This is a genomic window from Pantoea sp. GL120224-02 (genome assembly GCF_900215395.1).
Lineage (GTDB): Bacteria > Pseudomonadota > Gammaproteobacteria > Enterobacterales > Enterobacteriaceae > Pantoea > Pantoea communis.
In genome coordinates this window covers 18,763-40,359 of the sequence record NZ_OBEC01000001.1, presented here as the reverse complement: position 1 = coordinate 40,359, position 21,597 = coordinate 18,763, and the positions used below count along the sequence as shown (strand labels likewise).

Here is a 21,597-nt window from a genome sequence, read left to right as displayed (position 1 = left end):
GGTTCCTTGTTGCGATGTTGCGGGCGATATCTCGCCCCATTTTTAGTCTTTGTAGAAGGAGAAGTGATGCTGTGCCGCGACGATCTGCTCGCGCGTCAGCATAAACACACCGTCACCGCCGTTATTGAACTCCAGCCAGGTAAACGGCACATCCGGGTACTGATCCATCATATGCACCATGCTGTTGCCCACTTCGCAAATCAGCACGCCCTGCTCACTCAGATAATCCGGGGCACAGGCAAGAATACGGCGCACCAGTTTCAGACCATCACTGCCTGCTGCCAGACCCAGTTCTGGTTCGTGGCGATATTCATTCGGCAGATCGTCCATATCTTCCGCATCCACGTACGGTGGATTGGTGACGATCAGATCATATTTGACCTGCGGCAGGCCACGGAACAGATCGGAGCGAATGGGCGTGACGTGGTGGATCAAACCGTGTTCTTCAATGTTTTGCTCGGCCACGGCCAGCGCATCAGTGGAGATATCCACCGCATCGACTTCCGCTTCCGGGAAGGCATAAGCACAGGCGATCGCGATGCAGCCACTGCCGGTACACATATCGAGAATGTGGTGCGGTTGTTCACCAACCAGACCGGCAAAACGGTTTTCAATCAGCTCGCCAATCGGTGAACGCGGCACTAACACACGCTCATCGACATAGAATTCATGGCCGCAGAACCAGGCTTTGTTGGTGAGATAAGCCACCGGAATGCGCTCGTTAACGCGGCGAATCACACGTTCAACAATGCGGTGACGCTCGCTGGCCGTCAGGCGCGCATTGCGCATATCTTCTGGGATATCCAGCGGCAGCCAGAGCGTGGGCAGAACCAGTTGGACTGCTTCGTCCCAGGGATTATCCGTGCCGTGGCCGTACCAAATGCCTGCCGCCGAAAAACGGCTGACAGCCCAGCGCAGCATATCCTGAATGGTGTGCAGTTCACTCACTGCCTCATCGACGAAAATCTTGTCCACGTAGCCCTCCGCAGGCCTTAAAATCAATCGGCCGTTAGTTTGCCACGAAGCCGGGCAGAATTCAGCGCAGCGAGGCGAAAAAGCTGACATTTGTTAACGCTAAGCGTTAAGGTATGCCACCGGCTATTAACCAGCCCTTTAACCCTAATTTGAGCCATGAGTAAGAAGACGCCCCTAAACCAGGACGATCAGGCGCTGTTTCGTGAGTTAATGAGCGGAACGCGTAAGCTGAAACAAGACACTATCGTGCACAAACCGGTAGTGAAAACCCGCGAAGTCCCGCTGAAAAGACTGCTTTCCGAGCAAGCCGATAACAGTCACTACTTCTCAGATGAGTTTCAGCCTTTGCTCTCCAGCGAGGGGCCGATGCGTTATGTGCGCGCGGATGTCAGTCATTACGAGCTGAAGAAATTGCGACGCGGCGATTACACGCCGGAAATTTTTCTCGATCTTCATGGTTTAAGACAGCAGCAGGCCAAACAGGAGCTGGGGGCGCTCATTGCCGCCTGCCGCCGTGAACACCTGTTCTGTGCCAGCGTGATGACCGGGCACGGCAAGCATATCCTCAAGCAGCAAACACCGCTGTGGTTGGCGCAACATCCGCATGTGATGGCATTTCACCAGGCACCGAAGTTATTTGGCGGCGATGCCGCGCTGCTGGTGCTGATTGAAGTCGAAGAGTGGCAACCGCCAGAACTGCCTTGACGCTAAAAAAGGAAAGGGCCGCAGAAGGCGGCCCATAGAGATATGACTTTTGGCGACATTACATCGCTTTGGCCAGTTTTGACGGGCTGACCTGCCACTCCAGTTTGCCTTCACAGGCGTCTGCATCAAAGTTCACATAAGCAATTGCCGACGTAGCAAACATCGGTGGCGCTTCCTGCGGGCAAAGCTCTGAAACCAGATAGCCCACCAGCGGCAGATGCGAAATGACTAAGGCTGATTTCACACCCTGCTGCGCCAGTGCCTGCAGATAACAGGCCACCATGCCCGGATCGCCACCTGGCGTCAGTTCTGGTAGCACGTCCTGCCCTTCTGGCAGCTTCAGTGCCTCACGAACCGTGGCGAGCGTCTGCTCTGCACGGAGATAAGGGCTCACTAACACCCTTTCGATATCCAGCGCCTGGCCGTTTAGCCAGCTCGCCATCTGGCGCGATTCGTCACAGCCACAGATTGTGAGTGGGCGTACTGAATCACTCGCTGCTTCCAGAGCTGCATCACCATGACGCATGATAAAAACTTGCATAAAGCACCGCTGTTGTTTGTCGATATCGTCGGGTACCACAGCACCAGACGCTTCATTCTGCGAATGAACGCTGTGTTTTACCCCAATGGCTTCAGTATAGTCAACCGGTTGTTTATTAAATAAGCACATCTCAGAATGGTGCCGCACCACCTTCTTCATGGCACCATAACTAACCCGCTGAATCTGTGCGCCTATTCATATTTGTGCAGAAGTGTAAAAATTCGTTTGCGCTTCTGACATTGCCATTAAAGCGTCACAGGGCGCGAAACGATCGCCATGTTGCTGCATTAATGCACGTAATGTATTGACGATTTGGCTGACGCCGCGTTGATCCATATAGCGGAACGGCCCGCCGAGAAAGGGCGGGAATCCGATGCCAAATACCGCCGCGATATCACCATCCCGAGCATTGCGCACCACGGACTCGTCCAGACAGCGTGCGGCCTCATTCAGCATCATCATCACGCAGCGTTGCGTAATCTGTTGTTCGTTCTGCTTTGCCTGCGGCCTGACGTTAATCAGGCCATAGATAGAGGCATCCACTTTGCGTTTTCCCGGCCAGCGAGCCGCGTTGTAAAGGTAAAATCCTTTCTGGTTTTTACGCCCTTTGCGGCCATCGGCCAGGATGGCATTGACCGCCTCGGGTGCGCTGAAACGCTCGCCATAAGCCTGCAGCAAAATCGGACTGATTTTGCTGCTGACATCAATGCCCACTTCATCCAGCAACTGTAACGGCCCGACAGGAAAACCGAACTTCACTAACGCGCGATCGATATGGTCCACCGGCTCCCCTTCCAGCAAACAGCGCATGGCTTCATTTATATAGGGCGCGAGAATGCGGTTGACGTAAAAACCGGGTTTATCGGCCACCACCACCGCTGTTTTGCCTTGCTGACGCGCCAGCTGAACCGTGGTCGCCAGCGTTTCAGCCGAGGTGCCCACATGCGGAATCACCTCCACCAGCGGCATTTTGTCCACCGGACTGAAGTAATGCAGACCAATCACATTCTCGGGGCGCTGCGCGTTGGCGGCAATATCACCAATCGGCAACGAAGAGGTGTTGGAAGCAAAGATAGTGTGCGGCTGACAATGACTTTCGATATCCGCTACCATCTGCTGCTTCAACGTCAAATCCTCAAATACCGCTTCAATCACCAGATCGCGCTGGCTGAACCCCTGATAATCGATACCGCCGCTGATGCGCGCCATCTGTTGTTGACGCTCAGCGGGTTTCAGCTGGCGCCGCTTCACTTTTTGACTCAGCAGGTCCCAGCTGTATTGCAATGCATGGTTCACACCATTGAGATTGACGTCTTTAATTCGCACCGGAAAACCGGCTTTCAGCGCCGTTACGCTGGCAATACCCCCGCCCATCAATCCGCCACCGAGCACGCCGATGTGTTTTAATGCGCGCGGTTCAGCCTCGGCCACCGCTTCTTTCTTGATCGCGGTCGAGGCAAAAAACAGACTGCGCAGTGCCGCAGATTCAGGGGTCATCGCCAGTTGGCCGAAGGCGCGCGCCTCCGCCGCGTGTCCGGCGTGGCTGCCCTGCTCCAACCCCGTGCGCACCACTTGCAGAATGCGATCCGCCGCCGGGTAATTCCCCTGCGTTTTGCGGTCGGTTTGACGTTTTGCCATCGCGAATAACAGCGAGCGCGCCAGTGGCGCCTGCATCAGACGATCGCGACGTGACAACTCACGGCGAACAACCTTTCCTTTATGCACACGCGCAATCGCCGTTTCCAGCAAGATGGATTGAGGCACCGCATCGTCAACGATACCCAGTTTCAGTGCCTGTTTAGCACGCAGCTGCTTACCACTCAGAATCAGCGGTAGCGCTTGCGGCACCCCAATCAGTTTTGGCAGGCGCTGCGTCCCGCCTGAGCCAGGTAACAGGCCCAACTGCACTTCCGGCAGGCCCAGGCGGGTTTTATCATCCAGCGTGCAGATACGTGCGCTGCAGGCCAGCGCCAACTCCAGGCCGCCGCCGAGACAGGCACCGTGGATCGCCGCGACCACCGGGAAAGGCAGCGCCGCAATCTCCGCCATTACCTCTTGCCCCTGGCGGGCTAAAGCTTCCGCTTCTTCTGCCGTCTGGCAATCGGCGATCATGCTGATGTCCGCACCGGCGACAAAGTTATCGCTTTTACCCGAAATCAGCACTAATCCCGCCAGCTTCGGATTGCTGCGCGCTTCAGCCAGCACCGCTTTTATTTGTGGGACAAACTCCGCTTTCAGCGTGTTCATCTTTTCGCCCGGCACGTCGATGGTAATGATGCCGACATGATCGAGGCGCATGTGTAAATGGAATGCAGATGCGCTCATTATTCGGCCTCCAGAACCATTGCGCTGCCTAATCCGCCCGCTGCACAGGCGGTCACCAGTCCTAATCCTCCGCCGCGCCGCCGCAGTTCATGCAACGTTTGGGTGATCATGCGCGCGCCAGTGGCAGCAAACGGATGGCCGTAAGCAATGGAGCCGCCCAACACATTGAAACGTTCTTCATTCACTTCACCCAAGGCATGCGGGCGATTCAGTACCTCTCGCGCAAAACGCTCATCACGGAACATTTTCAGATTGGCCAGCGTCTGTGCCGCAAAGGCTTCGTGCATATCGATCAACGTCAGGTCGTTGAGGGTAATGCCAGCGCGATCCAGCGCCAGCGGTGAGGCATAAGCGGGACCCAGCAACATATCCTGCCAGACATCAATCGCAGTAAACGCGTAGCTGCGCAGATAGCCAAGCGGCGCAATTCCCAGTTCTCGTGCACGGCCTTCACGCATCAAAATCACCGCGGCCGCGCCATCGGTCAGCGGTGTGCTGTTGGCTGCCGTGACGGAACCGTGGCGACGATCAAAGGCCGGTCGCAATTTTGCGTAATCGCTAGCGCTGGCGTTAAAGCGAATGTTGTTGTCCTGCTCAATCGGTGCTTTCCACGGCGGCACAAAGGCCGCCATCACTTCCTGCGCCAGCACGCCTGACTGCCAGGCACGTGCTGCGTGCTGATGTGAGCGCAGCGCCAGAGCATCTTGTTGTTCACGTGTGATGCCGTGGGTTTTCGCCATTTGTTCGGCGGTATCACCCATGCGTAAGCCGGTGGAATACTCTGCAACCGCAGGCGGCACGGGCAACAGATCGCGTGGGCGAAGACGGCGTAAGATTTGCAACTTTTTGCTGAAGGTTCGTGCTTTGTTGAGATCGACCAGCGCGCGCGCCAGCATCTTGCTGACGCCAATGGGCAGTACTGATGAGGAGTCTGCACCGCCGGCAATACCCGCATCAATGGTACCCGCCATAAGGCTTTCCGCCACATTCGCCACCGCCTGAAAACTGGTAGCACAGGCACGACTGACGCTGTATGCATCAGTGTGCACGCTCAATCCGCTGCTCAGCACGATTTCGCGCGCAATATTGGGCGCTTCCGGCATTTGCACCACCTGGCCAAATACCAGTTGATCGATAACGTCGACCGGCAATTCGCTGCGCGCCATCAACTCTGACACCACCATGCGCCCCAACTCCAGCGCGGGAATGCCATGAAAATCACTCGCCTGACGGGCGAAAGGCGTGCGTAATCCATGGGTTATGGCGATTCGTTCGCCCTGACGCGTCAGCAGCGGCTGCGCTTTGCTCATTGCACTCACCTGTAATTTACGACCGTAGCATCATTGCCAAACAGGTCTGACCTGATCATCAGTGTTAACCAGGTGTTGCTAAGTCGCCAATAACAGAAGAAAAAAAGTGCGAGGGAAGACACGAAAAAGAGAAAACGCTGCCGGAAGGGCTTCCGGCAGCGACAGGATTAGCGTAAGCCGAGTTGAAAAATCAAGGTTTCGGCCTGGCAGGCAAAAGTGAAATCAACATTCAGGCGAAGCCCTGGCGCTTCTTCAACGAATTCTGCGTGAATCTCGCAAGGCTCGGATTCAACCTGACGCGCTTTGTCCGTCAGGTGCTTCAGCATCGCTTCAGCCGCATGACGATCGGCAAAAGCGCCAGACCAGCTCGCCGTGCAATCGGTATTGTCCATTACGGTGCCTACATCTACGCAGCAGCACGCCGCCGTTTCCGTGGCACTGCATTTTTTAATGGCATCAGTCATTGTTTTCTCCTGACGATAAATCGACACAATCGGATCATTTTCTGACACAAAGTGTACGCCCCGCGCGGCCTGGCTTCTATCTCTCAGCGGCTAAGTGACGAATATCACACTAAAAATTGATCCAGAACAAATTTGACCGCTATGCTAGATGGGCATCGACAAGATTTTGTTAAGCAGATCTGATTTTATCGATCAAATCGGAAATATTTAAAAAACATTATTGCAACAAATACACAGGTCAGACCTATACTCGTCGCACTGGTCTGATATGTGCCTTTGTCATCAGTCCCTACAATCCGCCGTCCTTTGTTACGCGACGTAACAACGTTTAATAATAAATCTAGATGAGGTTGTGGTCATGAACCATAAGAACCTGTTTGCAAAGTCAGCTGTGGCAGCTGCATTGGCGCTTATCTCTTCCCAGGTTTACGCCGCAGGCTTTCAACTTAATGAATTCTCAGCAATTGGTTTAGGTCGTGCTTATTCGGGTGAAGGTGCGATGGGCGATACCGCCGCATCTGCCAGTCGTAACCCGGCGACCATGGCATTGATGGATCGCCCTTCTTTCTCCATCGGTACCGTTTATATTGATCCAGAAGTGGATATCAGCGGCCAGAGCCCAACCGGCAACAGCCTGAATGCGAAAAACATCGCACCGAATCAGTGGATCCCTAACCTCCATTACGTTCATCCGATTAACGATCAGTGGTGGGTAGGCGCATCCGTCACCTCTAACTATGGTCTGGCGACAGAGTTCAATGACGGTTACACCGCTGGCGGTTACGGTGGTAAAACCGACCTGATGACCGGTAACTTTAACCTTAGCACCGCTTATCGTTTGAATGAGCACTTCAGCTTTGGTGTTGGCTTTGATGCGGTTTACGCTAAAGCAAAAATCGAACGTTATGCGGGTGAAGCCGGCGCTCGCGTCGGCATGCCAGCGGATACTCAGGTTGCCCACCTGAAAGGTGATGAATGGGGTTACGGCTGGAACGCTGGCATCCTGTATGAAGTGGATAAGAACAACCGCTTCGGCTTCACCTATCGTTCAGAAGTCAAAATTGACTTTGACGGCGATTACAAGAGCAGCATTCCCACCGCTTACAACGGTACACCGCAGGCGATTGCTTTAGGTCTGCCTTACGGCACCAGCGGCCAGACCATTCCGGGTTCACTCACGCTGAACTTGCCAGAGATGTGGGAAGTGTCGGGCTGGCATAAAGTGGCACCACAGTGGGCCGTACACTATAGCCTGACCTACACCAGCTGGAGCCAGTTCCAGGAGCTGAAGGCCACGGGCAGCAACGGTCAGACGCTGTTCTATAAAGATGAAGGCTTCAAGGATGCGTATCGCATCGCGCTGGGTACCACTTACTTCTACGACGATAACTGGACGTTCCGTACTGGTATCGCGTTTGATGACAGCCCGGTTCCTGCCGATAAACGCTCAATCTCAATTCCGGATCAGGACCGTCTGTGGTTGAGTGCCGGTGCTTCTTACGCCTTCAACGAAAATGCGTCAGTCGACCTTGGTATCTCTTACATGCACGGCCAGAAAGTCACGGTGAAAGAAGGCCCTTACACCTTTAACTCCGAAGGTAAAGCCTGGCTGTACGGCGCGAACTTTAACTACAAGTTCTGATGCTGAAAACAGTGTTAAAAACGGCGACAGTGATGTCGCCGTTTTTTATTGCCGGCGCGACACCGGCCAGTGTTCTGCCAGAAAATCGATAAAACAACGTACGCGCGGTGATAAATAACGCCCTGGCCAAATGGCCGAAAAACCACTTTCGCGGATACAGCTTCCCGGCAGCACTTCAATCAACTCGCCCTGGTCCAGTAATTCCCGGACGACGAAATCCGGCACATAGCTGATCCCCATTCCGGCCAGCGTACTCTGCACCATGGCTTCAATGTTATTCACCGTCAGCTTTTTTACGGGTTGGAAATCCCCCGTCACCCGCAGATCGTCCAGCTCCCAATGTTGAATCAATCCCGTGGCGGGAAAGCGGAAAAGGATACAGTGGTGATCGATAAGATCTGCGCTTAATGCTGGCCTGCCGTACGCGGCAATATAGGCTGGGCTGGCGCACAGCACAAAACGAAAAGGCCCCAACGCTCTCGCCTGTAAACGTGAATCCTGCATCTCGCCGCTGCGAATCGCGACGTCAAAACCTTCATCGATGACATTGACCAGCCGATCACTAAAATCACAATCCAATTCAACATCAGGATAGAGCTGACTAAATTGAGGCAACAGTGGCGTGATGAGTCGATATCCCACCACTGGCAGCGACACATGCAGTTTACCGCTCGGATGCGCCACCGTTTGAGTCATCTCGGCCTCAACATCACGCAGCTGTTCCAAAATGGGACGCGTGCGTGCCAATAGCAACGCACCTTCAACCGTCAGGCTCACGCTGCGCGTACTGCGGTTGAACAACCGCACGCCCAACTGTTGCTCAAGCCGGGCAACATTTTTCCCCACTGCCGAAGCAGAAATTCCCAGTTGCTGCGCCGCCTGCACAAAACTGAGCGTTTCAGCCGTGCGCACAAAGGAGGTTAATGCCGAAATACTGTCCATGATAAGAAACCTTTTGTCCGCAAAGTCTGGAGCCAAACCCCATTTATCCCCTTTTATATCCTCAATAATATGCGGCGTCATCTATCCCAACATTTGCGAGATAAACGATGGCAGAAATCAGTTCTCCCTCTTTGACAGGCGTCAGGATTAGCGCAACCCTGGCTATTTTGCTGGCGGCACTGTTACTCCCATTAAGTTTTACTGGCGGCGTGGTCACCACTCCCGCCATCAGCCACGCCTTACACGGTGGGCCGCTATCGCTGGCATGGTTAACTAACGGTTTTATGTTGACCTTCGGCAGCGGCTTGCTGGCGGCGGGTGTGGCGGCAGACAAACTGCGTTACAAGCGGGTGTTCATCGCAGGGCTGGCTCTTTTCTCCCTCAGCTCATTGCTGATTGCCCTAACAGACAGCACCTTTACCCTCGGTATTTATCGTGCATTACAGGGCATCGCCGCAGCACTTACGTTGGCCGGCGGAGCAACGGCACTGGCCCATCTTTATAGTGGACCGGCTCGCACGCGGGCATTTAGTTTGCTCGGCACACTATTTGGCGTCGGGCTGGCGTTTGGTCCACTGTTAATGGGCGTGATCACCGATGCATTCAGCTGGCGTTGGGTGTATGCGCTGCTGTCCACTCTGGCGGCCATCGTGGGTTTGGTGGGTCAGTTCAGTGTGGTGTCCGCGCCAGCAACACATTCCCCACCGGCAGATATTCGCGGCACGGCATTGTTTAGTCTCGCTCTCCTTGCGCTCACCACCACGCTGATCCTGTTACCCCAATATGGCGTATCGTCCTCAGCCGCGATCGTCGGCATTGTCGTGACGTTGCTGGCGGGTTGGCGCTTCATTCGCCATACGCAGCGTATCGCCCATCCCGTGTTTAGCCTGTCATTGCTACGTCAGCCGCACTTTGCTGGGGTGTTGCTGTTGCCTGTGGCCACCTGCTATTGCTATGTGGTTTTGCTGATCGTTATCCCACTTTTTTTAATGGGCGCACGTCATGTCAGCGAAACCCAGAGCGCAATTATTTTGCTGTCGCTGACGGCACCGATGCTGCTGTTCCCCAGCGTTGCGGCTGGATTAACGCGTTGGTTTGATGCGGGTAAAATTTCGGTAGCAGGCCTGTTGCTGGCCACGCTTGGATTGTTCGGCATGGGGTATGCCATCACCCTGAATGAGCTGACTCTACTTGCCTTTTCCATGGTCATCACTGGTGCGGGAGCCGCCTTGCCATGGGGATTAATGGATGGCCTCGCCGTCTCGGCGGTATCCGTAGATCGCGCAGGCATGGCTGCGGGATTGTTTAATACCGTGCGCGTGGCTGGAGAAGGCATTGCTTTGGCGATCGTCATGGCGATGCTGGCACTGCTCAATCGCTTTGGTCTACAGCAGCGCTTACCAGACGTGGATGTCGTCACGCGTGACAACGCTGCCGTGTGGTTATCCGGAAGTCATATTCATCAAGCACAGGAATTACTGCCGCAGATTTCCGCATCACTGCTGAGACTCAACGTGCAGCATGCGTATCAGATACTGCTTTATGGCCTGGCAGCCATCACATTCGGATGCGCAAATGCGGTGGGGATTTTGCTAAAGCAACCCGTCAAACGGGAATAAAAAACAATGGCGGCTGAGAAAGCCGCCATTCAATTTTACTGCGAATCGATGTCCTTCAAATCATCCTGAATCGCACTGGCGTTCGGATTCTCTTCCGGTTTTAACTTCCCGCCGTTGGCGAGGAAATCATTACGCTGGAAGTAGGCGTTGCGGATAAACGCATAGGGATCCTGCTGCTGTTTCAGGATGGCGTCGGAATCCAACAGCTGTGCACGTGTTTCCACACCTTCCAGTGTCCATTTACCAATCGACATCGGCCAGGTCAGCCAACTCAGTACCGGATAAAGCGTATCGACATAGTCGCCGCCATCCTGACGCACCGTGAAGCTGCCATAACCCGGAAGAACCACATAAGGACCGTAGCCCACACCGTAACGACCCAGCGTGCTACCGAAGTGGTGCGGGACTTCTCGCGCCAATTCAGGATTCGCTTTGCCCGCCACATCGATAAATCCGCCCAAGCCCAATACGGTATTGAGGAAGAAACGCGTGAAGTGGATTCCTGCCTGGCGCGGTTCACCCACCAGAATCGAGTTCAGCATGCTGGCCGGTTCGTCCAGGTTGCCGAGGAAGTTGCTCATACCACTGCGCGCAGGCACCGGCACGTAATCGCGCCAGGCAACCGCAACCGGGCGCACCACATAAGGATCCAGCACGTTCATGTTGAAGTTAAACATGGTGCGGTTAAAGCCTTCGAGCGGATCGCTACGCTGGGCAGGCTGCGTTGGATCGGCCGGTTTGGAACTGGCACATCCCACCAGCAGCAAGCTGGCCAGCGCCAGACCGGTCAGGCGGTTATTCATTCTTATCTCCCTGTGCGGTTGAATAGTGTATCGCTTCAGGGCTGCTGTTGATTAATCTCAACAGCCAGTTGCTGATGACCATCCCAGGGGGTGATCGCGCTTAAGCCAAACCAGTCTCCCGACTGAGGATTGGCGCTACCATCGCGCGATATACGCACCCTGACCTGCACCTGATGCTGCGCCGAAAGCAGGCGATCGGGCATCATTGCGTTGCTGTCATCCAGCGTGAGCGATAACGGGAAATGGCTCAGCGGTAAACGCTTCACAGCCACAGGCACCGGTGAAACACCGTCAGACACAGAAATATACAACACTCCGCCTTGCGGTAACATTTTTTCTGCCTGCGGAGTTAAACTCACCGTCAATGCCAGGTGACTATTTTGCTGTCCCGCATCAGTTTTCGCTTGTTCAATGCTGCGCTCTATCATGGTAATGCGCTTGTCACCCGCGGGCAGAAGCTTCAGCATCACCTGCCAGGCACCAATCGCTTGATCATATTGCTGCTGCTCAAAAGCATTAAATGCCAACAAGCTCAGGGTGCGCACGTTGCTATGATCGCGTTTTAGCAGATCTTTCAGCATCACATTGGCCTGGCGGTTGTCCTGCGGATCGCTGGAGCGCGTCAGGACTTCGGCATAATCCTGCTGCAGTTCCAGATTATCAGGTGCCAGTTGCAATGCGCGCTGGAAGGCCTGGCTGGCATTCGTCGCGTTATTCAGCACCATGCCAAGGCGGCCCAGCATCGTCCAGTCATTGAGGTTTTGCGGATCGTCTTGCAGAGCGGTGCGCAACCCTAATTGTAGGCGAGCCAACTCTTCCATGGTTAAGGGCGCCGCTTTGGGATCCATCACACGGGCGCGCAACTGGGGGTATTCCTGCTGCACGCTAACCCAACCGGCCAGTTGCGCCAGTCCACCTGTCTTCAGGTAAAAGCCAACCGACACCAGCAACAATACAATCAGTCCCGGCAATAGCACCCAACGGCTACTGCTATGGATGCGCGCGGCGTGCTCGTTCGGCACATCGGTGAGCAGCGTTTGTTGCAGTTCACGCACCATCTCCGGGCGCTCGGCAACCACGCCTTCCTCTTCATCACGCGCTAATTCGCGCAGGCGCTGCTGGTAGAAATCGGTATTCAGACGATCGCGATCGCCGCTAGTGGCTTGACGTTGACGCCAGCCTGCACTGAGAAACAGCGCCGAGGCCGCCACCAGCAAAATAATCAGGGTAATCCAGAATCCAGTCATTACGGCTTCCCGTCACGCTTAAGAATCGCCGCAAGGCGCTGTTGTTCATCGTCGTCGAGATCGCTACGGGTTTTCCCCCGGCGATTGCGCAGAATAATAATCAAGCCGCCCAGCACCACAAACAGCGCCGGCCCCACCCACAAAATCAGCGTTGAAGGGGTAACCGGTGGTTCATAGGTGACGAAGTTGCCGTAGCGCGCCACCATGTAATCGATGATCTGCTGGCGACTTTGGCCCTGCTTCATCAGCTCATACACTTTCAGACGCATGTCCGCGGCAATCATCGCATTGGAGTCGGCAATGCTGTTGTTCTGACACTTAGGGCAACGCAGTGAACCGGTGAGATCGCGGTACTGCTCTTCCTGCTGTACCGAATCGAACTGGTAAGTATCAATGGCAGCCCACAGGCTGGTGCTGAGCAGAATGCCCGCGATTAACAAAAGAAGCCGTTTCACGCGCCCGCCCCTTTACTGTATTTGTCCCACAACGGTTTCACTTCTTCGTTCCACACGCGGTCATTCATATCGCCCGCGTGGCGATAACGAATAATGCCATGGCCGTCGATCAGGAAGGTTTCGGGTGCACCGTAGACGCCGAGGTCCAGCCCTAACATGCCGTCACCGTCATACAGGCTCAGCGCGTAAGGGTTGCCCAGCGTGTTCAACCAGGTGACCGCTTTGGTGCGATCATCTTTGTAGTTCAGCCCGACGACGCGAATGCCCTTCTCGGCCAGCGTGTTGAGATACTGATGCTCAGCACGGCATGTCGGGCACCAGGTGGCCCAGACATTGAGCAGGATCGGTTTGCCGTCGGTCAGAACTTGCTGATCGTAGATTTTGCCCGGCTTATCGAGCGCTTCCAGTTTGAAAACCGGTACCGGCTTACCAATCAGCGCCGATTCCAGACGCGTGGGATCATCCCCATTAGCGTTGCGAGACAACTGCCACAACAGCGCCGCCGCCAGCAGCAGAAACAGCACTAACGGGATGAACAGGATTTTCTTGCTCATGCCAGCTCCTCCTGCTGCGCTTTTTTGCGCGAACGATAACGTGGGTCCAGCAGGCACAATAGGCCGCCGACCGCCATAAACACGCCGCCGAACCAAATCCAGCGCACGAACGGTTTGTAATAGATGCGCACCGCCCAGGAACCGTCATCCAGCTCTTCGCCCAATGCCGCGTAGAGATCGCGAGTGAAACCACCGCTGATTGCCGCTTCGGTCATCATGGTACGGGCTGCGGTATAGAACCGTTTTTCAGCATGCAGTACCGCTTCAAATTTTCCGTCACGCGTCACATCGATAATGGCGACACCGCCGCTGTAGTTCGGTCCCTGCAAATTGTGTACGTCGCGGAAAATGAAGTGATAGTTGTGGATATCCACGGTATCGCCTGACTTCATGCGCACATCGCGCTCAACGCTGTACTGAGTGCTAAAAGCAATACCCACCACTGTTACGGCAACGCCTAAATGACCCAGCACCATGCCCCAATGGCTGCGGGTTAAATGACGCAGACCTTTGAAGAAGCTGTGGCGATGGGTAGCGCGCTCGTGCAGTTCCATCAGCGTCAGCAGAATCACCCAGATCGCCATCAGCAAGCCAATCACTGTCATCGCTTCAATGCGGTCCTGCAGCAGCCACGGCAGCGCGATCGACAAGATCAGTGTGACCAGCAAACCGACACCCAGGCGTTTCCACAACTTCTGCGGCTCATCGCGACGCCAGCGCACCAGCGGCCCAATGCCGAGCATCAGAGCGAATGGTGCCATCAACCAGGTAAACATGGTGTTGAAGAAGGGTTCGCCGACAGAAATACTGCCCAGTCCAAGCTGCTTATGGACTAACGGCAACAACGTGCCCAGCAGCACCACCAGCATGGCCGCAATTAACAGCACATTATTACCCAACAGGAAGGATTCGCGTGACCAGGCTTCGCTCTGCACGCGGCTGCGCACCTTGCCACCTTTGATGGCATAAAGTAGCAGCGAGCTACCAATCACGATCACCAGGAAGGCGAGAATGAACATGCCGCGCGCCGGATCGGAAGCAAATGAGTGCACTGACACCAGCACGCCTGAACGCACCAGGAAAGTGCCCAGCAGGCTTAATGAGAATGCCGTGATCGCCAGCAGCACCGTCCAGGATTTGAAGCTACCACGTTTTTCTGTCACCGCTAGCGAGTGCATCAACGCCGTACCGGCCAGCCATGGCATGAACGAAGCATTCTCGACCGGATCCCAGAACCACCAGCCGCCCCAGCCCAGTTCGTAATAGGCCCACGCAGAACCGAGCACGATACCAATGGTCAGGAAAACCCAGGCTGCGGTGGTCCACGGGCGTGACCAGCGCGCCCATGCGGTATCGAGGCGCCCTGCCATCAATGACGCAATTGCAAACGCAAATGCCACCGAGAAACCGACATAGCCCATGTAAAGCAGAGGCGGATGGAAAATCAGCCCGATATCCTGCAGCATCGGATTGAGGTCGCTGCCATCAACCGGGAAGTTCGGCAGGGTTCGGGTAAACGGATTCGAGGTGAGCGTAATAAACAGCAGGAAGCCGAGATTGATCATCCCCATGACTGACAACACGCGCGCCAGTGCATCCTGCGGCATGCCGCGACTGAAAATCGCGACGGCTACCGTCCAGGTGCTGAGCAACAGCACCCACAGCAGCAGTGAACCTTCATGCGCGCCCCAGGTGGCCGCGATGCGGTAGTAAACCGGCAGTAGGGTGTTGGAGTTGGTGGCGACATAGGCCACGCTGAAATCGTTAACGATAAACGCATGTACCAGCACCACGAAGGCGGCAACGATACAGGCGAACATGCCCCACGCCAGCGGACGTGCCATCGCCATCAAACGTGCATCCTGACGCGTTGCGCCCCACAACGGATAAATACTTAATAGCAGCGCGAGTCCCAGCGCCAGGCAAAGCAGAAAGCTGCCAATTTCCGGCATCATGATTGAGCACCTGCCTGCTGATAAGTCGCTGCAGGTCCTGTGTGGTTTTTCTTCATCGCATCTTCAATTTCTGGCGGGGTGTATTTTTCGTCATGTTTTGCCAGCACTTCTTTGGCATTGACCAGGTTGCCGCTTTCCAGCACGCCCTGCGCCACCACGCCCTGCCCTTCACGGAACAGATCCGGCAAGATGCCTTCGTAACTTACGCTGATCACGCCGTTGGCGTCATACAGCTTGAAAGAGACAGCCAGCGTTTTCGGATCGCGCTTCACGCTGCCAGGCATCACCATGCCGCCGACGCGCAGACGTTGCCCGGTTTCCGGCATCTGATGCGCTTCACCTTTGCCGTACAGAATTTCACTCGGGGTGTAAAACAGGTCAATGTTGGAACGCAGCGCATACATCACCAGCGATGTGGCCAGGCCTAAGCCGACCAAAATCGCGACCACCACATACAGGCGGTTACGACGACGGATATTCACACGGTTTCTCCTGCTGCTTCACTGGCAGCTTTTTTCGACTTGGCCGCGCGAATGCGGCGCTCCCTGGATTGACGCTGGCGAATTTCTGCCAGCAAACGGCGGCGGAACAACAGGGTATGCAGCACCAGACCGAATAAAGGGATTAACGTGAGGATGACGGCGAGCCAGACATAGAAGGCATAGCCGCCCATGGCGAAGAAGTCGCTCCATGATGAGAAAGCCGGTGTCATGCTTTGCGCCCTCCCTGAGCCACATCGATCGCCCATGGACGATGGCGCTCGCTGAACAGGATCAGGTTACGCAGGCGCATTAGCGTCAGCGCGCCAAACACCAGCAGATAACCGAGAATGGCCCAACGCAGCGGCGTCCGCATACTCGGCGCAATTGCCTGCTGCAAAATGCCTGACGATCCCTGATGCAGGGTGTTCCACCACTGTACCGAGAAGTGGATGATGGGCAAGTTAACCACGCCCACCAGAATCAGAATGCCTGCGGCACGACCGGCGGTGCGACGATCCTCAAACGAGTGATAGAGCGCAATCACGCCCATATAGATGAACAGCAGCACCAGTTCCGAGGTTAGGCGCGCATCCCAAATCCACCAGGTGCCCCACATCGGTTTGCCCCAGGCGGAACCCGTCACTAACGCGATAAAAGTAAACACCGCACCAATAGGCGCCATCGCTGCCGAAACCAGATCCGCCATCTTCATCTGCCACACCAGGCCGATAAACGCGGCAATCGCCATGGATGCGTAAACGCCCATTGACCACATCGCGGCTGGCACGTGAATGTACATAATACGGAAGCTGTTGCCTTGCTGATAATCGGCCGGTGCAAAGCCGAAGCCCCACACCCAACCAAGCAGCAGCGTTGCCACGCCAAGCACGGCGAACCACGGAATTAAGCGACCGCATAGCTGGTAAAGCCGCTCAGGCTTTGCCCACTGGTGTAACCATTTCCACATTTGCATAGCTCACAATAAAAAAGAATTCGGATACCGGCGGCTCTGGGGCAGCACGGATTAATGCAGACTAATGCGCAAAGCCGCGGCAGTTGCGAACGGCGAAAGTGTTGCGCTCACTGCCAGTATCGCGCCAAGAATTGCCAGATAGCCTCCGATCGGCAATCCCTGACCGGCGGCATCGATGGCCGCGCTGGCAAAGATCAGAACAGGTATCGACAACGGCAATACCAGTAAACTCAGAAGTACGCCGCCACGCCGCAGCCCAACGGTCAGACCGGTGCCAATCGCACCAAGAAAACTCAAGGTTGGCGTGCCGAGTAAAAGCGTCAGCGCCATCGCGCGCCAGCCAGCAAAATCCAGTGACAGCAGGAGTGCCGCCAGAGGCGACAGTAAAATCAGTGGCAAGCCCGTAATCAGCCAGTGAGCAATCACTTTTCCCAGCACCGTGACGGGCAACGGTGTCGGTAGCAAAAGTAGTTGCTCCAGCGAACCATCCAGAAAATCATCACGGAACAGTCGTTCAAGCGCCAGCAGTGAGGCTAACAATGCCGCAACCCACGCCACGCCTGGCGCAATGCGCGCCAGTTGCTGAGGATCCGGCCCGATACCTAACGGAAACAGCGTGATAACAATCAGGAAAAACCACAGCGGGTTAATCACCTCGGCACCGCTGCGAAATGCAATTTTCAACTCACGCTGAATCACGCGACCTAACATCAAACCCACTCCGAGATGAGGCGGATTTTGCGCACGCGTTCACTCTCATCAGGCAAATCCTGATGGGTAGTCAAAATCACTGCGCCTCCGTTATCGGCATGTTCAGCGAAACGCGCCATTAATTTTTCCACGCCGCCTTTATCAATGGCCGTGAGCGGTTCATCCAGAATCCAGATTTTTGCCGGGCTGAGCCACAGGCGAGCCAGGGCTACACGCCGTTGCTGCCCTGCGGACAACTGCGCAACCGGCACCTCTTCATATCCCAGCAAGTTCACCTGCTCCAGCGCGTCGAAAATCACTTCTTCATCACGATCGCCGTGCCAGAAATGCAGGTTTTCCAGAGGTGAGAGTACCGACTTCACACCAGGATGATGGCCAAGATAGAGCAAGTTTTGATGCCATATTTCGCGCTGCTGACGAATCGGCTGCGATTGCCACATCACCTCGCCCTCTTCTGCCCGGCTTAATCCAGCCAGCAGACGCAGCAGTGAGGTTTTTCCTGCCCCGTTAGGGCCTTCAATTTGCACAATGTCACCCGGTTGCACCTGGAAGCTCAGACCATGAAACAGGGTTCGCTCATCACGAACGCATGAGAGATTAATGACTTCGAGCATGAAAGAGGGAATCGCAGCTGTGAAATAAGGCGGGGATAATACCACAATGAATCTGTGGGCCGAAGTCTGTGAGGTAGCTCTCACTTCCCCCAAAGGGGGTATTCGTGCGCATCAGATCAAGGAATTGCGCAAAAAATCGCCTCAGTTAAAATCTTGTTACTCTTAAATTGAATCTTCGTAACATTTCGCTCTTGATAAAACCGTCTACGCTTATTACGCGTTAGCATTATCACCAGGGGAAAACATGAAGCAATCACCATCCATTTCAGAACATGACAATGATGTCGAGAGCGACGAAAAGGACCAGGGGAAAGAGATAGAAGTGGATGAAGATGCCCTGCCCTCACGGGCTGCTGCCATTCATGAAGAGATCCGCCAGGATGGCGAGAAAGAGCTAGAGCGCGACGGCATGGCCTTATTATGGTCTGCCGTGGCTGCGGGGCTCTCCATGAGCGCTTCGCTGATGGCCAAAGGGATTTTCCATGTGCATTTGGCCGATGTGCCAGGCGGTTTCCTGCTGGAGAATCTGGGTTATACCTTCGGCTTTGTCATCGTCATTATGGCGCGCCAGCAACTGTTCACTGAGAACACGGTTACCGCCGTATTACCGGTGATGCACAAACCCACCGGCGGTAATTTTATGCTGTTATTTCGTCTGTGGGTCATAGTGCTGGCAGGAAATTTGATCGGTACGGCGCTCGGCGCATTGGCGTTTAATCATATGCCGATTTTTGACGAGGCAACTCGCCAGGCCTTCACCGTGATCAGCGAAAAGGTGATGGACAACTCCCCCAGCGAAATGTTTGCCAATGCCGTGATTTCAGGTTGGATTATCGCCACCATGGTCTGGATGTTCCCTTACGCGGGAGCAGCCAAAATCGTGGTGATCGTGATGATGACCTGGCTGGTGGCGCTTGGAGATTTGGCCCATATCGTGGTGGGTTCAGTAGAAGTGCTGTATCTGGTGTTTGCCGGCACACTGCCCTGGCAGGAGTTTCTCTGGCCGTTTGCGCTGCCTACCCTGCTGGGAAATATCACCGGCGGCACGTTGATTTTTGCACTGATAAGCCACGCACAAATTCGCAACGATATGAGCGAGGCGGCGAAGGCCAAAGCGAAGGCGGAACAGAAGCGCAAAGAGAAAGCGCAGAAGAAACAACAGTGATCTGTGGCACGCCATTGTTGATAGATTGAGCAAACAGGATTTACACGGTTAAATTCTGCTGGTCGGTACGCTATACTGCGCGCCGCGTCTCCTTAGTTAAATGGATATAACGAGCCCCTCCTAAGGGCTAGTTGCAGGTTCGATTCCTGCAGGGGACACCATATAGCCGTTCGCTGCCCTCCTCATCCCCCTTTATATCAGGCAATCGCCGAATCATTGGCACGCAAAGATTTTCGATGAGTGGCGGTGGGTTTAACTAAACCAAGACGGCTACGGGTCTTCATGAGAAATAGAAATGCGCTATCAACTTGTAGGCCGAAGTGCCAATAGCGATTAAGGCTGGAACACCGAGTAAAACAGCCAACTTCGCTTCAGAGATCTTTTTATCAACTGCATCTGTCAAAGGCTTTTTAGCGAGTGACTCTTTGAGACCTTCTAGTTTTTCAAGCACGGCAGCCATGTTTCTATCGATTGATTTTACATCGGCCTTTAGCTCTTCAACGTCACGTCTAATATGACTGACGTCAGATTCAAGTTTTACAACGCGCACTTCAAGCATGTTTCCTCCAGCCTGGTAACTATAATTCTGATCATAAGCAATGCCATCCCCAGGCAGAAATCTACTCCTGGTAAACATGCGAATCTGAATGGACGTTGGATGTGACGAAGGGCAGCTTGCAGTGTTCATCATTCCCTCATATTGGCTTTAGGTCTAATCCCTCAAAACAGCCAGCGCGCTATACCTAAGCTGAGTCCAGCTGCGCTCATTATTCCACCCAGGATCCATTTGGTTTGTTTGGTCATCTCTATGTGAATTTTGGCGATCTCTACATGAGTTTCAGCGATTTCCTGATGTAAATCGGCTTTCGTTACGTAGTCAGACTTGATCACCGCCAGGTCGGTTTTCACCGTTTCCATATCGGTTTTCAACGTTTTAATATCTGCCTTCATTTCAAATACATCGGCTTCAAGCTTTGAAACGCGCATTTCCATCGTTACCACTCCGCATAAGTTAAACATGTAATTATTACATCAAAAACAACATGTTAATGGATGGCATTGTATCTAAGGCTAAGAAAAGTTCATCACAATTAGCATGAGAGTGAATGAATCTGATACGTTTCTCGAAGGTAGAAACTGGCTGTTTCAGGTAATTACAGCGGAATCAAAGCTGGTGCGCGTTTTGGCGCCATGCGGAAGGGGTGACACCATGCAACTGGCGGAAACGGTTACTGAAGTGACTGGAAGAGTGGAAACCGCAACGCAGCGCGATCTCAGTTAACGGCAGAGCGCTGAACTTTAGCAGTTGCAGTGCGGTATCCATACGACGACGCATCACGAACTGATGTGGCGCTTCGCCCACGCTGCTGCGGAACATGCGAGCAAAGTGATACTCACTCAATGAAGCTTCCGCAGCTAATTGCGCCAGCGTCAACGGCTGATCCAACTGTGCATCAATAAAAGCCAACACGCGCCGCAATACCGCGGGGGCTAATCCGCCGCGCACCTGTGGCGCCTGCCACTGCACTTCACTGTAGCGCTGCAAAAGATGCGTCATTAACAACGTTGAGGCACTGCTCAGCATCAATTGATTGGCGGGTTGCTGCCAGTCAACGCTCAGCAGGAAATGGCGATAAAGTTGCGTGATGCGATCGTCGTCGGCAAAGATCTTTTCATGCAGGTTAAGTTGGGCGGGGCTGCGATCCCAAATTTGTTCGCCAAGATGACGCAAGTGCTCGTCAGTACAGTAGAGATGTACGAACGACAAATCGGCGCGTAAATCCCAGGTGGATTCAATACCAGAAGGCATCAGGCAGAAGCGATCCGGACCACCGCCGTTGCGCCAACCATGCTGAGTTTTATGCCAGGTGTCATAGCCATCAGCGGTATACAGGCTGAGCGTATGGTGATCGCTAAGATTAGTGACACGATCGCCACTATTAAACCAGGCCGCCAACTTGATGCCACCCGAAAGCTGCACGCTATCGCGCAATTGCGCTTTATGGCGCTGCAGCATGTCGAAGGTTTGATAATCGGGCATCAAAGGCATCCACTCACAAGTTAATAACGCACAGTTTACGGATCTCCACGGCCAGAAAACAGGCCAACGCGGGA

At 54.4% G+C, this 21,597-nt stretch carries 23 protein-coding genes and 1 tRNA gene; 5 read left to right on the top strand and 19 right to left on the bottom strand.

The annotated features are described in order from the left end of the window. Window positions 1-42: 42 nt before the first annotated feature. A complete protein-coding gene (gene prmB / locus CRO33_RS00210) occupies window positions 43-975 on the bottom strand; it encodes a 50S ribosomal protein L3 N(5)-glutamine methyltransferase (RefSeq protein ID WP_034825163.1) in 933 nt (310 codons plus the stop codon). A gap of 156 nt (window positions 976-1,131) precedes the next feature. Between prmB and smrB the strand changes: the two genes are divergently transcribed. After that, complete coding sequence (gene smrB, locus CRO33_RS00205) at window positions 1,132-1,680, top strand: endonuclease SmrB (RefSeq protein ID WP_034825165.1); 549 nt, start codon at window positions 1,132-1,134, stop codon at window positions 1,678-1,680. Window positions 1,681-1,738: 58 nt separating this feature from the next. Here the strand turns inward: smrB and sixA are convergent, their stop codons facing one another. The 4 genes from sixA to CRO33_RS00185 form a co-directional block, all read right to left on the bottom strand. Further along, on the bottom strand, window positions 1,739-2,221 hold the full coding sequence (gene sixA, locus CRO33_RS00200; RefSeq protein WP_034825272.1) for a phosphohistidine phosphatase SixA: 483 nt from the start codon (window positions 2,219-2,221) through the stop codon (window positions 1,739-1,741). Between the two features lie 195 nt (window positions 2,222-2,416). Then, complete coding sequence (gene fadJ / locus CRO33_RS00195; protein WP_097116552.1) at window positions 2,417-4,546, bottom strand: fatty acid oxidation complex subunit alpha FadJ; 2,130 nt, start codon at window positions 4,544-4,546, stop codon at window positions 2,417-2,419. Beyond that, window positions 4,546-5,856 (bottom strand): acetyl-CoA C-acyltransferase FadI, encoded by a 1,311-nt coding sequence (fadI, locus tag CRO33_RS00190; protein WP_097116551.1) that lies wholly within the window; start codon window positions 5,854-5,856, stop codon window positions 4,546-4,548. The genes fadJ and fadI overlap by 1 nt, the downstream gene beginning before the upstream one ends. A gap of 167 nt (window positions 5,857-6,023) precedes the next feature. Beyond that, window positions 6,024-6,320, bottom strand: a complete 297-nt coding sequence (locus CRO33_RS00185; RefSeq protein ID WP_072226461.1) for a YfcZ/YiiS family protein — start codon at window positions 6,318-6,320, stop codon at window positions 6,024-6,026. A gap of 358 nt (window positions 6,321-6,678) precedes the next feature. On the opposite strand from CRO33_RS00185, the gene fadL reads away from it, so the two are divergent. Further along, entirely contained in the window at window positions 6,679-7,962 is a 1,284-nt protein-coding gene (gene fadL, locus CRO33_RS00180; protein WP_097116550.1) for a long-chain fatty acid transporter FadL, read from the top strand. A 45-nt stretch (window positions 7,963-8,007) separates the two neighbouring features. Here the strand turns inward: fadL and CRO33_RS00175 are convergent, their stop codons facing one another. After that, a complete protein-coding gene (locus tag CRO33_RS00175; protein WP_097116549.1) occupies window positions 8,008-8,904 on the bottom strand; it encodes a LysR family transcriptional regulator in 897 nt (298 codons plus the stop codon). A gap of 107 nt (window positions 8,905-9,011) precedes the next feature. Here CRO33_RS00175 and CRO33_RS00170 point away from each other — a divergent pair, with 107 nt between their 5' ends. Continuing rightward, window positions 9,012-10,523: an MFS transporter gene (locus CRO33_RS00170; protein WP_097116548.1), complete on the top strand. Its 1,512-nt coding sequence runs from the start codon at window positions 9,012-9,014 to the stop codon at window positions 10,521-10,523. Between the two features lie 35 nt (window positions 10,524-10,558). Here CRO33_RS00170 and mlaA read toward each other — a convergent pair whose 3' ends face one another. From mlaA to ccmA, 10 genes are read right to left on the bottom strand one after another with little or no spacing between them, the layout of a single operon-like run. Next, window positions 10,559-11,326 carry a phospholipid-binding lipoprotein MlaA gene (gene mlaA, locus CRO33_RS00165; RefSeq protein WP_045813678.1) on the bottom strand — a complete coding sequence of 256 codons (768 nt, stop codon included), beginning with the start codon at window positions 11,324-11,326 and terminating at the stop codon, window positions 10,559-10,561. Window positions 11,327-11,361: 35 nt separating this feature from the next. Next, window positions 11,362-12,573, bottom strand: coding sequence for a c-type cytochrome biogenesis protein CcmI (gene ccmI, locus CRO33_RS00160; protein ID WP_097116547.1), 1,212 nt, complete (start codon window positions 12,571-12,573; stop codon window positions 11,362-11,364). Next, window positions 12,573-13,028, bottom strand: coding sequence for a cytochrome c-type biogenesis protein (locus tag CRO33_RS00155; RefSeq protein WP_034825179.1), 456 nt, complete (start codon window positions 13,026-13,028; stop codon window positions 12,573-12,575). Before CRO33_RS00155 ends, ccmI begins: the two co-directional genes overlap by 1 nt. Then, a complete protein-coding gene (locus tag CRO33_RS00150) occupies window positions 13,025-13,582 on the bottom strand; it encodes a DsbE family thiol:disulfide interchange protein (protein ID WP_038645648.1) in 558 nt (185 codons plus the stop codon). Before CRO33_RS00150 ends, CRO33_RS00155 begins: the two co-directional genes overlap by 4 nt. Beyond that, window positions 13,579-15,537, bottom strand: a complete 1,959-nt coding sequence (locus CRO33_RS00145; RefSeq protein WP_045831554.1) for a heme lyase CcmF/NrfE family subunit — start codon at window positions 15,535-15,537, stop codon at window positions 13,579-13,581. Before CRO33_RS00145 ends, CRO33_RS00150 begins: the two co-directional genes overlap by 4 nt. Next, on the bottom strand, window positions 15,534-16,019 hold the full coding sequence (gene ccmE, locus CRO33_RS00140; RefSeq protein WP_034825185.1) for a cytochrome c maturation protein CcmE: 486 nt from the start codon (window positions 16,017-16,019) through the stop codon (window positions 15,534-15,536). Before ccmE ends, CRO33_RS00145 begins: the two co-directional genes overlap by 4 nt. Next, complete coding sequence (gene ccmD, locus CRO33_RS00135; RefSeq protein ID WP_034825187.1) at window positions 16,016-16,249, bottom strand: heme exporter protein CcmD; 234 nt, start codon at window positions 16,247-16,249, stop codon at window positions 16,016-16,018. The genes ccmE and ccmD overlap by 4 nt, the downstream gene beginning before the upstream one ends. Then, window positions 16,246-16,986, bottom strand: coding sequence for a heme ABC transporter permease (locus tag CRO33_RS00130; protein ID WP_034825278.1), 741 nt, complete (start codon window positions 16,984-16,986; stop codon window positions 16,246-16,248). Before CRO33_RS00130 ends, ccmD begins: the two co-directional genes overlap by 4 nt. Window positions 16,987-17,043: 57 nt before the next feature. Further along, complete coding sequence (ccmB, locus tag CRO33_RS00125) at window positions 17,044-17,703, bottom strand: heme exporter protein CcmB (RefSeq protein ID WP_097116546.1); 660 nt, start codon at window positions 17,701-17,703, stop codon at window positions 17,044-17,046. Then, window positions 17,703-18,317, bottom strand: a complete 615-nt coding sequence (gene ccmA / locus CRO33_RS00120; RefSeq protein ID WP_097116545.1) for a cytochrome c biogenesis heme-transporting ATPase CcmA — start codon at window positions 18,315-18,317, stop codon at window positions 17,703-17,705. Before ccmA ends, ccmB begins: the two co-directional genes overlap by 1 nt. A gap of 244 nt (window positions 18,318-18,561) precedes the next feature. On the opposite strand from ccmA, the gene CRO33_RS00115 reads away from it, so the two are divergent. Both CRO33_RS00115 and CRO33_RS00110 read left to right on the top strand, forming a co-directional pair. Continuing rightward, window positions 18,562-19,482, top strand: coding sequence for a formate/nitrite transporter family protein (locus CRO33_RS00115; RefSeq protein WP_097116544.1), 921 nt, complete (start codon window positions 18,562-18,564; stop codon window positions 19,480-19,482). Between the two features lie 86 nt (window positions 19,483-19,568). After that, window positions 19,569-19,643, top strand: a tRNA-Arg gene (locus tag CRO33_RS00110). A 119-nt stretch (window positions 19,644-19,762) separates the two neighbouring features. Here CRO33_RS00110 and CRO33_RS00105 read toward each other — a convergent pair. The 3 genes from CRO33_RS00105 to CRO33_RS00095 all read right to left on the bottom strand — a co-directional run bounded on the left by CRO33_RS00105 (window position 19,763) and on the right by CRO33_RS00095 (window position 21,523). Further along, window positions 19,763-20,041 carry a hypothetical protein gene (locus tag CRO33_RS00105; protein ID WP_097116543.1) on the bottom strand — a complete coding sequence of 93 codons (279 nt, stop codon included), beginning with the start codon at window positions 20,039-20,041 and terminating at the stop codon, window positions 19,763-19,765. Between the two features lie 161 nt (window positions 20,042-20,202). Beyond that, the gene (locus CRO33_RS00100) at window positions 20,203-20,475 is read right to left on the bottom strand and encodes a hypothetical protein (RefSeq protein WP_097116542.1); all 273 of its coding nucleotides are present in this window, start codon (window positions 20,473-20,475) and stop codon (window positions 20,203-20,205) included. A 172-nt stretch (window positions 20,476-20,647) separates the two neighbouring features. Continuing rightward, window positions 20,648-21,523 (bottom strand): helix-turn-helix domain-containing protein, encoded by an 876-nt coding sequence (locus tag CRO33_RS00095; protein ID WP_097116541.1) that lies wholly within the window; start codon window positions 21,521-21,523, stop codon window positions 20,648-20,650. Window positions 21,524-21,597 lie beyond the last annotated feature (74 nt).